The sequence below is a fragment of the Methylobacterium sp. ME121 genome (assembly GCF_000974725.1).
GTDB lineage: Bacteria > Pseudomonadota > Alphaproteobacteria > Rhizobiales > Beijerinckiaceae > Methylobacterium > Methylobacterium radiotolerans.
Genome location: NZ_BBUX01000021.1, coordinates 75,350 through 86,938, shown reverse-complemented (window position 1 = coordinate 86,938; position 11,589 = coordinate 75,350). Strand labels below are relative to the sequence as shown.

The following is an 11,589-nucleotide window of genomic DNA, read 5'->3' as shown; positions in this document are numbered from 1 at the left end:
ACCTTCACGCTGAGCGAGGGCGCCCCCCAGGTGCGCCCGTAGAGCAGGCGCGGCGCGTCGACGGCATCCGCCACCGACAGCCCGTAATCGGCGTAGCGGGTGAAGATCTGGGCCTGGAACTGCGGCTGCCCGTCGCCGCCCATGCTGCCGTAGCTCATCACCCGCCCGTCGTCGAAGGCGGCGAGCGCGGGGATCAGCGTGTGGAACGGGCGCCGCCCCGGCTCCAGGGGGTTCACGGCCTTCGGATCGAGGGAGAACGACATGCCCCGGTTCTGCCAGCAGATGCCGGTGGCGGGCAGGACCGTCCCCGAGCCGTACTCCCAGTAGACCGACTGGATGTAGGAGACCGCGAGGCCGTCCTTGTCGATCGCGCCCATCCACACGGTGTCGCCGTGACCCGGGTCGGGCAGGGGCACCCGACCGGCGCGGCCCATGTCGACGAGTGCGGCCTCGCGGGCGAGCCGCTCCGGCGTGAGGAAGGTGGCCGGGTCGTGCCGCAAGCGGGCGAAATCGGTGACCACCCGGTCGCGGATCGCGAAGGCCCGCTTCGTCGCCTCGATCAGGCCGTGGTAATGAGCTGTGGTCTCGGGCTCCGTGACGTTCAGCCGGTCAAAGATCCCGAGGATCAGCAGGGCGGCGAGCCCCTGGGTCGGCGGCGGGAAGTTGTAGAGGGTCGCGTCGCGGCGCCGGATCGACAGGGGCGCCCGCTCCACCGCCGCGAAGGCCTCGAGATCCGCCCGGGTGACCGGCGCGCCGAGGCGCTCCAGGTCGGCGGCGATCTCCCGGCCGATATCGCCGCGATAGAAGTCCCCGAGGCCCGCATGGGCGAGCTGCTCCAGAGTGGCGGCGAGCAGCGGCAGGGCGCGGGTCTCGCCGGCCGGGTAGGGCTTGCCGTCCTTCAGGAACGTCCCCGCGAAGTTCGGGGCGTCGTGGAGGGTATCGAGCTCCTGGGGCACGTAGCGCGCCTCGGAGGGCGAGACCGGGACGCCGCCGCGCGCCTGCGCGATCGCGTCGGCGAGCAGGGTCTCCAGGGGAAGGCGGCCGCCGAGCGCCCGCGCCAGCTCGAGGGCGAGGCGCCAGCCGCCCACCGCGCCCGCGACCGTCACCATCGCGTCGGGGCCGCGGGCGGGTATCGCGTCGTAGCCCTTCTCCCGGTAGCGCGGGATCGTGGCGAGGCGCCCGGCCGGACCGCAGGCCTCGATGCCGCGCACCCGGCCGCCGCGCTCGCGCACCAGCCAGAAGCCGTCGCCGCCGATGCCGTTCATGTGCGGGTAGACCACCGCGATGGAGGCGGCCATCGCCACCATCGCCTCGATGGCGTTGCCGCCCTGCGCCAGGACGGTCTGGCCGGCCTGGGCGGCGAGGCTGTGGGGCGCGGCGACGGCGGCGGACGTGAAGACGGGAGTCTCGGGCATCGACGGTCCTGTGCTGTACCGGCCGGAGGGTTAGGCGAGCCGGTGCCTCCTGCAAAGGCCGGCCGTGTACAAGCGGTGCGCCGTGCTATGCTGCGCGCGCGCTGTCGCCCAGAAGCGGCCCATGGTCCCGAAGCTCACCCCCTGGATCGCCCTCGGCCTGTCGGTCGTGCCTGCCACGGCTCAGCAACGTGTCCCGTCGGCCTTCGAGGGTGCGGGCGCCGATCCCCGCATCTCGGTCTCACAGCCGGAGACGACCAGCCAGGCCTCCGGCGGCTATGTCCGGTCGGTGGAGCCGTATCTCGGACCGCTCGGCGATCCGCTGGCCATCCGCCCCGCCCTGAAGGCGCGGGGCATCGAGTACAGCCTCACCTACATCGTCGACGTCCTCGGCAATCCGGTCGGCGGCCTTCGCCAGGGCGCGATCGTCGAGGATCGCCTCAACCTCCGCCTCAATCTCGACCTCGACCGGCTCGTCGGCTGGCAGGGCGCCACGGTCCACGCCAACGCCTACTTCATCCACGGCACGGGCCTGTCGCGCTACTATGTCGGCAATCTGCTGACGACGAGCGTCATCGAGGCGCTGCCCTCGAGTCGACTCTACGTGCTCTGGCTCGACCAGAGCCTGATGGACGGCGAGCTCGGGATCCGGATCGGCCAGCAGGCCGCCGATACCGAGTTCTTCGTCAGCCAGACCGCGACCCTGTTCGTGAACTCCACCTTCGGCTGGCCGGCCATCACCGGGCTCGACCTGCCGAGCGGGGGACCGGCCTACCCGCTCGCGGCGCCGGCGATCCGGGCCAAGTACGTGCCGGGCAACGGCTTCTCCCTGCAGGTCGGGCTCTACGACGGCGATCCGGCGGGCGCCAATCGCCCGGGAGACGACCCGGAAGCGCAGCGTCTCGACCGCACGGGCACCAATTTCCGCCTGCGCGATCCGGCCCTCGTCATCGCCGAGGCAACCTACGCGTACAACATCGCCCCCGGATCGAAGGGGATGCCCGGCGACATCACCCTCGGCGGCTGGCAGCATTTCGGCCGGTTCGACAGCCTGCGCTTCGACATCACCGGCGTGCCGCTCGCCGACCCGAACGCCACCGGGATCGGCCGTCCGGTGCGCGGCAATGCCGGCCTCTACGCGATCTACGACCAGACCCTGTACCGCGAATCCGGCAAGGACGACGAGGGTCTCGGCTTCTTCGTGCGCGCTGCCTGGTCGCCGACCCGCTCCAGCCTCATCGACGCCTACGTGGATACCGGCCTCGCCTACAAGGGCCTGTTCGACGGGCGCGACGACGACACGATCGGCCTCAGCTTCGCCTACGCCCGCATCGGCGACGAGGCGCAGCGGGCCGACCGGGACACGATCCTCTACACGGGCCTGCCGATGCCGCGCCGCCGCGCCGAGGCGGTGATCGAGGCGACCTATCAGGCGGTGGTGGTGCCGGGCTTCACGGTGCAGCCCGACGCGCAGTACGTCATCCGGCCCGGCGCCGGCATCGCCGGTCCGGACGGCCGCCGGCTGCGCAACGCGGCGGTGCTCGGCCTGCGCGCGACCGTGCAGTACTGAGCGGGCCTGCGACCGCGGCACCCGGAACGGTCCCGGGCCTCCGCCTCTTTCAGCAGCATGTTGATCTTCGAGTGGGTCGTCGGCGTCCTGTTCGGCGCCGTCCTCCTGGCCGGCGTCGCGCGCCGGCTCGGCGCGCCGTATCCCGCCTTCCTGGCGCTGGGCGGCGTCGGCCTCGCCTTCGTCCCAGGCGTCCCGAACCTGCGCCTCGATCCCGAACTGGCGCTCGCCCTGTTCCTGGCCCCGGTCCTGCTCGACGCCGGCTTCGACGCCTCCGTGCGGGACCTGAAGGAGAACTGGCGCCCGGTCTTCGGGCTCGCGGTCGGAGCCGTCGCCGTGACGACCGCCGCGGTCGCGGTCGTGGCGCGGCTCGTCGTGCCGGACATGCCGCTGTCCGCCTGCATCGTGCTCGGCGCCGTGGTCGCGCCGCCCGACGCCGTGGCGGCTCTGGCGGTGCTCAAGCACGCGCCGATGCCGCACCGGCTCGCCACGATCCTGCGCGGCGAGAGCCTCCTCAACGACGCGGCCTCGCTGCTGATCTACCGGCTCGGCGTGACGGCCGCGATGGCCGGCACGTTCCACCCGGCGGAGGTGGCGCCGGCGTTCCTCCTGGGCGTCGTCGCGAGCCTCGTGGTCGGCCCCTGCCTCGGCCTGCTGTTCGTGGCCTTGACGCGGCGCGTGACCGATCCGGCGAGCGCGATCGTGCTGCAGTTCGTCGCCGCCTTCGGAATCTGGCTCGCCGCCGAGCGGCTGGAGCTGTCGGGGGTCCTGACCATCGTGACCTTCGCGGTGACGGTCGCCCGCCGGGCACCCGGCATCACCGCGCCCCGCGCCCGGGTGATCTCCTACGCGGTCTGGGACACGGCGGTGTTCGTGCTCAACGTCCTGGCCTTCGTGCTCATCGGCATCCAGATCGACCCGATCCGGGAGCGGCTGAGCGGCGCGGACGCGTGGCAGGCCCTGATCCTCGCGGGCGCGACCTTCGCCACCGTGGTGCTGACTCGCCTCGCCTGGGTGCTGCCGACCACCGGGATCCGCGGCTTCGGCCTCCGGCAGGCCGGAGCCGCGGCGCGGCTGGGCCCGGGGATCGCCCTGTCGTGGGCGGGCATGCGCGGGATCGTCACCGTGGCGGCCGCCCTGGCGCTGCCCGCCGAGTTCCCGCACCGGGACCTCGTGGTGGTCACGGCCTTCGTCACGGTGCTCGGCACGCTGATCGTCCAGGGCCTGACCCTGCGGCCGCTGCTCGCCCACCTGCGGCTTGAGGACGACGACCCGGTGGGCCGCGAGACGGGCTGGGCTCGGGCGGCCGCCTACGAGGCCGCTCTCGAGAGCCTCGCCGACGCCGAGAACGAGCCGGCGACCGACGCCCTGCGCGCCGAGTTCCGCGCGGCGCTCGCGGAGGCGGAGGCGCACGACGAGGGCTTGGCGCCGGAGAGCCTGCCGGCGGATGCCGCGCGGCGGCGCGCCGTCGAGGCCGCTCGCGACGCGGTGCTCGCGCTGCGCCGCCAGGGTCGGATCGGCGACGACGCCTACTACCTGCTGGAGGAGGAATTCGACTGGGCCGAACTCAGCGCGACCCCGCGCGCGGAGACGTGAGGGCGCGCCCCGTCAGACGCCCTTGCGCGCCGCGATCCGGGCCTCGATCGCGTCCCAGACGGCGACCGACAGGTCAGGCCCCCCGAGCCGCTGGATCGCCCGGATGCCGGTGGGGGAGGTGACGTTGATCTCGGTGAGGTGCCCGTCGATCACGTCGATGCCCACCAGGATCAGGCCTCGCCGCGCGAGCTCCGGGCCGATCGTGGCGCAGATCTCGCGCTCGCGGTCGGTGAGCTCGGAGGCGGAGGCGGCGCCGCCGCGGACCATGTTGGAGCGGATGTCGTTCGCGGCCGGGACGCGGTTGACCGCCCCCATCGCGACGCCGTCGACCAGAATGATGCGCTTGTCGCCCTCCGTGACCCGGTCGAGGTAGCGCTGCACGACCCAGGCCTCCCGGAAGGTCGTGGCGAACAGGTCGAACATCGAGCCGAAATTCGGATCCTTCTCGGTGACCTTGAACACGGCCGCGCCGCCGTGCCCGTGCAGCGGCTTCATCGCCACGGTCCCGTGCTCCAGCCGGAAGGCCTCGATTTCCGCCTTGTCGCGGCTGATCAGGGTCGGCGGCATCAACTCGGGGAAGTCGAGGACGAACAGCTTCTCGGGCGCGTTGCGCACCTCGAAAGGGTCGTTGACCACGAGCGTCTCCGGATGGATCCGCTCGAGCATGTGGGTGGCCGTGATGTAGGCCATGTCGAAGGGCGGGTCCTGGCGCATCAGCACCACGTCCGCCTCGGCGAGGTCGAGCCGCTCCGGCGGCGCCAGGGTGAAATGCGCGCCCTCGACGTCCTGCACTTTCAGCCGCTCGACGCGGGCCGTCACGCGCCGGCCCTGCATCGAGAGCCGGTCCGGCGTGTAGTAGACGAGCGCGTGCCCCCGCCGCTGGGCCTCCAGCAGCAGGGCGAAGGTGGTGTCACCCGCGATCCGGATATTCTGGATCGGGTCCATCTGAACCGCGACGGTCAGGCTCATACGAAACGCCTCTCGCCAACGGCGGGCAACTCGACCGGGTCCCGTCTCAATCGTCGGACAGAGACTTGCTGCCCGTGCGCTTGTCGTAGTCGCCGATCGCGGACCGGCACTCGGGGGACAGGCGCTTGCGGTTGCGCATCATGCAGCGATCCGCGTCCTGGCTGTTCGGATCGACGCCCGCGCAGAGGCGGAAATAGTCGTTGGCACAGCCGAGCTGCAGGCCCTGGTCCTCCCGTTGGGCATAGGCGGGGCCGGCGGTCAGCGCGAACAGCGCCAGCGCCGCAGTAGCCAGCCCGCGGCGGCGGGAGGCGCGCAGGGATCGTTCCGGAACCAGTCGCATTCAGCGGTGTCCTCAATCTCGATCGGGCGGAGAACCGACGCGGCAGTCCCGCCATCGCCCGAGTCCGGCATATCGGTCGGGCCGGGCGGTAGGCAAGCGCCGAGGGTCCCGACGGGTTCCGCGCGGGAACGTCGCGGCCACGCTTCGCCGCGGTGTGGCGCGCGGGTCGCACATCGTCGCCGCCCGGCGGGACCGGCCGGACATAAGAAGGCCCCGTCCGGGATCGGACAGGGCCTCAAGTCGAAGGGAGGAAACGCCCGCCATGGGCGGAGACAGCCACGCAATTCACGCGCCAACTTCCGGAGGCGCCTCAATTCGCGGTCCTGCCGCGGAAAGACTCCGTTAACCACGTCGTGCTGGATTGTTTCGGTAGCCCTTGCCGACGCCCTCCGAAGGGCCCGGGCCAGATGCTCGGACCGCCGACAGGAGCCGGAGACCATGACCCTTTTTAAGCCGCAGGAGACCGGCGAAACCCGTTCGTCGACGCTCGCCGCCGAGTCCGCGCGCAGAGCTGCCCCGGCGGCGTCCGCCACCCTGATCCCGTTCCCCGGCGCGGAGGCGCGGCGGACCTGCCGGATCCCGCGCTCCGACGAGCGGCGCGGCGAGATCCTCCTGTTCCTCGGCGTGCGCTACGAGCGCCTGGCGTCCTGAGGACAGACCCGCGCATGTCGTCCCGGCCGCGCGACACCACCGACGGTTCTCCCATGCCTGCCCCGGATCGCCGGCCGCTCGGCCACGCGCGCACCGCGCTGCGCCTCGCCCCCGCCGGCGCCGCGCTGGCCCTGCTCGCGGCCTGCACCCAGAGCGGCGATTTCGGCCGGCCGCGCACGGGCGTCTGGAACGGGCTCATCGATACGACGGGCAGCTTCAGCACCCGGGATCGCGGGCGCCTCCTGCTCGAATCCGGCCTGACCGACGACGAGCAGGCCCTGCGCGACCGCGCGTGGCGGTTCGTCGAGCCTGCCAGCAGCTTCGCGGCCTTCCAGGACACGGTGTTCGGCCTCGCCAGCGCCCACACGCTCCCGCCGACGTGGCGCTACGAGGAGGTCGGCGCCTATTACGAGGCCCTGACGGCGGAGCCGTCCCGCTCCCCGGTCTCCCGCTATCGGAAGCTCAGCGACGACGCGACCGCCGATGCCCGGCTGATCCCGATCTTCGTGGCGCTCGCCGCCCGCGTCATCGACGCGGATGCCGCGCGGCTGCGCAGCCTGCCCTTCGCCAAGACCCTCGACGACGCGGCCGTCCGGGATGCCGTCCAGCGGGTCGCCGAGAACCGCTGCCTGATCGCCTGGGTGCGCTTCGAGGCCGGCCTGCGGCTCGCCCGGTACCGGTTCGCCCTGGAGCACCTGTTCGCCGCGGCACCGGCGTCGGAATCGGTCTCGGCCGAGCGATCCATCATGATGCTGGCCGCGCGCCGCAACCTGCTCGACCCGCTCCTCCCGCCGGACGCGGCCGCCCGGTGCGGCCTCGGGCCGGTTCCGCTGCCGCCCCCGCCGCCGGTCGCGCAGGCGGAGCCGCTGGTGGTCAAATACTGAGCGGCCGAGGCCGCCCCAGGACGACGCTCGCGCTTCGCGGATGCCCCGAAGCCGGACTTCGCCGGCCCGAGCCCTTCAGCCCGGTGTCGCAGTGGACGGTCACGGCGGTCGGTTCGCGGGGGGAGACGCCCGGACGACAGCGGCGCGGCCGCCGGGCCGCATGAATTCGGCCTTCGCGAGGATGCGCGGCCGGAACCGGCATGGACACGGTCGAGGGCGACGAGCGGCGCGTTGCCCAGCAGATCGAGGGCGGACGGCGCGAGCCCGGCGACCGGGGAGGGCGCGGTCGCGGCGGATCCGGTCATCGCGACGGCGCGGCGGGCTCCGCCGGCCGGGAGAGCGCGGGGCCGCGGAGGCTCAACATCGGCCGAGCGACGCGTCGAACCCGTGCGAGGTCCGCCCTCAGCGTCCCGATCCCCTTCCCGACGCATCCTTGCCGGACGCATCCTTGCCCGCCGGCGCGTCGTCCGTCGGCGTGTCGGTGGTGCAGGAGACGGCCTGGACGGCGGCGTTGGCGGCGGGACGCTGGCTCGGGAGACCGGCGATCACCCGCACCACCACGAAGCCGCGCGTGTCGGGCGCGACGATGCGCACGTCGCGGCTCGGATCGTTCTCGTCGTCGTCGGCCAGCGCCTCGTCGTACTGCGCGCGGGTCAGGATCACGAGGTCGAGGGCGCCGCGGACCGCGGCCTGATCGGTCACCGCGTAGAAGGCCCCGCGGCGGGCATGCGCGGCGAGCGAGAGGGACAGCGGCCCGGTGCGGGCCGAGACGCGCATGGGCCCGTCCGCGAGGTTGTAGGCGCACACGCCCACGGCGACCGCCGGATCCGGGATCGGCAGCCACGCCTCGGGCGGGGAGGGGTCGTCGCCGGTCGCGACCGCGTAGATCGATTGCGGGTGGTCCAGGTTCTCGCTGGTGCGGGCCCGCGAGACAGCGTCGGTGTCCGACAGGGCAGGGATCGCCAGGACCGCCGCGATGTGGACGATCCCGGCGAGCACGAGGCCGATCAGCGTGGCGTAGACGAAGCGCAGGCTCACGGGGCGCATCCCAGACGGGTGATGGCCGGCACGGAGCTCCGGTCGAGGGACCCGACGCTGGCGGCGACCGGCGTGTCGTACAGGCGCAGGGCGAGGCGGACCGGCCCGCTCGCCCGCGGGCTCGGCAGCCAGTTGCCCGGCTGGACATCCGGCGCGAGCGTGATGGTGAACCGCCCGTCGGCGGCGCGCAGCACCTCCGTGGAGGTGAAGCTCTCGCGCAGGGGCGCGCGGCCGGGCTCGCGCGGGCCGCGCCCGGCCACCGTGACGGTCCAGGCGCGGGCCGGCGGCGTCGCGCCGCCGATCTGGTACGTGCAGGTGGCGTCGAGCGCCTGCCCGGAATCGTCGACCGCCGCCGTCAGGAGCAGGCCCTCACCGACCGCCAGGGGGATCTCGCCGCGGCGCGCGTTGACGGCGCGCGTGTAGGGATCGGCATTCGCGGCGCCGGCCCGCGGCCACGCGGTCCAGGCGCCGACCTGCACGCCGCCGAACGGGTAGCCGCCGCTCGTGGCCCAGTCGGCGCTGGCGAGTCCCAGCACGGCGCCCAGCGCCAGGGCGTAGGCGGCGAGGCCGGCGATCGAGCTCTTGCGCCAGAGGCGCAGGACGAGGCGAGCGGCGCCGCCGCGCGGGGCGCCGGCGAGCGCGGCGGTCCGGCCGAACGCGTCGGGGATCGTGAGCTTCATGCGCTCACCGGACCTCGGTGAAGCCGCCGACCGGGCGGGCGCCCTCGGCGACCTCGCGCAGCTGACCCGACGGCGCCGCCGCCCGGTCGCCGGGCTTCCGGCCCGTCTTCGGCGCGTCCCCGGCGTTGGCGGGCGCGTCCGCGGCGGATCCGGGGGCGCGCTCGACGGTGCGGAACAGGCCGTTCAGGCCGCTGATCACCTCGAAGGAGCGGCGGGAGAGCTTGCCGTAGGCGCTGGCATTGGGATCGGTCGGCGCGGTCGGGCCGCCGGAGGCCTGCTGCTGGGCGGCGCGCGGGCTCTCCTTCAGGCCGGGCAGACCCTTGATCTCGATGCCCTGGTGGGCCGGCTCCATCACGTCGTGCCAGAGCTGGGCCGGGAGGGAGCCGCCGGTGAGCTTGTTGGTCGAGGTGTGGTCGTCGTTGCCGAACCAGACGGCGCCGACGTAATTGCCGGTGTAGCCGACGAACCACGCGTCCCGGTAGGCGTTCGTCGTGCCGGACTTGCCGGCCACCTTCACGCCCTCGAGCTGCGCCCGCTTGCCGGTGCCCTCCTCGACGACCTTGTTGAGCATGAAGTTCATGTCCGCCACGACCTGGGGCGCGAGCACCCGCTCGGGCGCCTCGTCGGCGTGGCGGTAGATCACCTCGCCGGACGAGTTCTTCACCTCGATGGCCGCGTAGGGCCTGGCGCGGAAGCCGCCGTTGGCGAACACCGCGTAGCCCGCCGCCTGGTCGATGACCGTCACCTCGTCCGAGCCGATCGGCATCGAGACCGTGTCGATCAGGTTCGAGGTGATGCCCATCTTGTGGGCGAGCTCGATGATCTTCGCGCGGCCCGCCTTCGCGGCCTTCGCCTCGTGGGTGATGCCCATCGCCTTGCCGAGGGCGATGGAGATCTTGATCGGGATCGTGTTGATCGACTTGGCCACCGCGAGCCACATCGGCACCCGGCCGGCATAGGAGCGGCCGTAGTTCTGCGGGCACCAGTTGCCGATGCAGACGGGGCTGTCGACCACGGTCGTGTCGGGCTTGAACAGGCCCGAGTTCAGGGCGGCCGAGTAGACGTAGGGCTTGAACGAGGAGCCGGGCTGGCGCAGCGCGTCGGTGGCGCGGTTGAACTGGCTCTCGCCGTAATCGGCACCGCCCACCATGGCGCGCAGCGCCCCGTCGGGATCGAGGATCACCATGGCGGCCTCGTCCACGTCGTAGGCGTCGCCGGACTTGCGCAGGATGTCGGCCACCACCTCGTCGGCGCGCTTCTGGATCGCGAGGTCGAGCGGCGTCTTCACGGTCAGCACGCGGTCGTTGCGCAGCTTGCCGGCATCGGCCATCGCCTTGATCTCGCCGAAGGCCCAGTCGAGGTAGTAGTCGGCGGTGATGTCGCGGGTGCGGGTCACCGGCGTCGCCGGGTTGCGCAGCGCCGTCTGGATCTGGCCCTCGGTGACGAAGCCCGCCTCCACCATGTTGTGCAGCACGTCCGCCGCCCGGGCGCGGGCCGCCGGCAGGTTGACGTGCGGGGCGTACTTGGTCGGCGCCTTGAACAGGCCCGCCAGCATGGCGGCCTCCGCGAGGCTGATGTCCTTGAGCGGTTTGCCGAAATAGTAATCCGCGGCCGCCACCGCGCCGAAGGTTCCACCGCCCATATACGCGCGGTCGAGGTAGAGCTTCAGGATCTCGTTCTTGGTGAGATGGCTCTCGAGCCACAGGGCCAGGAAGGCCTCGTTGATCTTCCGCTCCAGGGAGCGCTCGTTCGTCAGGAACAGGTTCTTGGCGAGCTGCTGGGTGATCGAGGACCCGCCCTGCGTGCCGCTGCCGCCGCGGGAATTGTTCACCAGCGCCCGCAGCGTGCCGATCGGGTCGATGCCCCAGTGCTCGTAGAAGCGCCGGTCCTCCGTGGAGACCAGCGCCTTGATCATGATGTCGGGAAACTCGTCGAGCTTCAGCGAGTCGTCGTGCTTGATGCCCCGGCGCCCGACCTCGGTGCCGTAACGGTCCAGGAAGGTGACGGCGAGGTCCTGCTGCTTCAGCCAGTTCTCGCTGGTGAGCTGGAAGGCGGGCTGCGCCAGGGCGAGCATCAGGATGGCGCCGCCGGTCCCGATGGTGACGCCCTCGCTCGTCAGGTCGAGGGCGGCGCGCTTCCAGCCGCGCACCGCGAAGCGGCTCATGACGCGCTGGAAGCGCTCGTAGGCCTGACCGGTCGACTGGCCGCCGTCGTACAGGCTCGCGTTGACCCAGGCGTCGAAGGCGAGGGCGGCGCGTTCGAGGCGGACCTTGATCTCGGTGAACGTCGGCAGGCGCACGATGTCGAACCCGGCTTGTCGAGCGCCTCTGCGGCGGATCCTGGCGGCGGATGGTCGGGCGCCCGCGCCGCGGAGACGAACCCTGCGCCGGCGCCGCCGCACGGCATCCGACGTCCATAGCAGGATCCGGAACCGGCGGCGAGGCTCTGCGCA

General features: G+C 72.6%; 10 protein-coding genes. 4 read left to right on the top strand and 6 right to left on the bottom strand.

Annotated features, from left to right (window positions below; all coding sequences use genetic code 11):
* Positions 1-1,415 (bottom strand): gamma-glutamyltransferase family protein (locus tag ME121_RS15585; protein ID WP_059409142.1); only part of this gene is annotated, 1,415 nt, incomplete at its 3' end.
* A 121-nt stretch (positions 1,416-1,536) separates the two neighbouring features.
* Here ME121_RS15585 and ME121_RS15580 point away from each other — a divergent pair.
* Positions 1,537-2,982, top strand: a complete 1,446-nt coding sequence (locus ME121_RS15580) for a carbohydrate porin (RefSeq protein ID WP_059409141.1) — start codon at positions 1,537-1,539, stop codon at positions 2,980-2,982.
* Between the two features lie 57 nt (positions 2,983-3,039).
* Positions 3,040-4,575: a cation:proton antiporter gene (locus ME121_RS15575; protein WP_024830921.1), complete on the top strand. Its 1,536-nt coding sequence runs from the start codon at positions 3,040-3,042 to the stop codon at positions 4,573-4,575.
* A gap of 12 nt (positions 4,576-4,587) precedes the next feature.
* On the opposite strand, the gene gshB is transcribed toward ME121_RS15575, so the two are convergent.
* Both gshB and ME121_RS15565 read right to left on the bottom strand, forming a co-directional pair.
* Positions 4,588-5,544 carry a glutathione synthase gene (gene gshB / locus ME121_RS15570; protein ID WP_012317875.1) on the bottom strand — a complete coding sequence of 319 codons (957 nt, stop codon included), beginning with the start codon at positions 5,542-5,544 and terminating at the stop codon, positions 4,588-4,590.
* A 46-nt stretch (positions 5,545-5,590) separates the two neighbouring features.
* Positions 5,591-5,884: a hypothetical protein gene (locus ME121_RS15565; protein ID WP_024830920.1), complete on the bottom strand. Its 294-nt coding sequence runs from the start codon at positions 5,882-5,884 to the stop codon at positions 5,591-5,593.
* 438 nt (positions 5,885-6,322) lie between these two features.
* On the opposite strand from ME121_RS15565, the gene ME121_RS15560 reads away from it, so the two are divergent.
* Positions 6,323-6,535 (top strand): hypothetical protein, encoded by a 213-nt coding sequence (locus ME121_RS15560; protein ID WP_029360169.1) that lies wholly within the window; start codon positions 6,323-6,325, stop codon positions 6,533-6,535.
* Between the two features lie 53 nt (positions 6,536-6,588).
* A complete protein-coding gene (locus ME121_RS15555) occupies positions 6,589-7,419 on the top strand; it encodes a hypothetical protein (RefSeq protein ID WP_024830919.1) in 831 nt (276 codons plus the stop codon).
* Positions 7,420-7,821: 402 nt separating this feature from the next.
* Here the strand turns inward: ME121_RS15555 and ME121_RS15550 are convergent, their stop codons facing one another.
* From ME121_RS15550 to ME121_RS15540, 3 genes are read right to left on the bottom strand one after another with little or no spacing between them, the layout of a single operon-like run.
* Entirely contained in the window at positions 7,822-8,466 is a 645-nt protein-coding gene (locus ME121_RS15550; RefSeq protein WP_059409140.1) for a DUF1254 domain-containing protein, read from the bottom strand.
* Positions 8,454-9,137: a DUF1214 domain-containing protein gene (locus tag ME121_RS15545; RefSeq protein WP_059409139.1), complete on the bottom strand. Its 684-nt coding sequence runs from the start codon at positions 9,135-9,137 to the stop codon at positions 8,454-8,456. The genes ME121_RS15550 and ME121_RS15545 overlap by 13 nt, the downstream gene beginning before the upstream one ends.
* A 4-nt stretch (positions 9,138-9,141) precedes the next feature.
* A complete protein-coding gene (locus tag ME121_RS15540) occupies positions 9,142-11,436 on the bottom strand; it encodes a transglycosylase domain-containing protein (RefSeq protein ID WP_059409138.1) in 2,295 nt (764 codons plus the stop codon).
* Between the last annotated feature and the right edge of the window lie 153 nt (positions 11,437-11,589).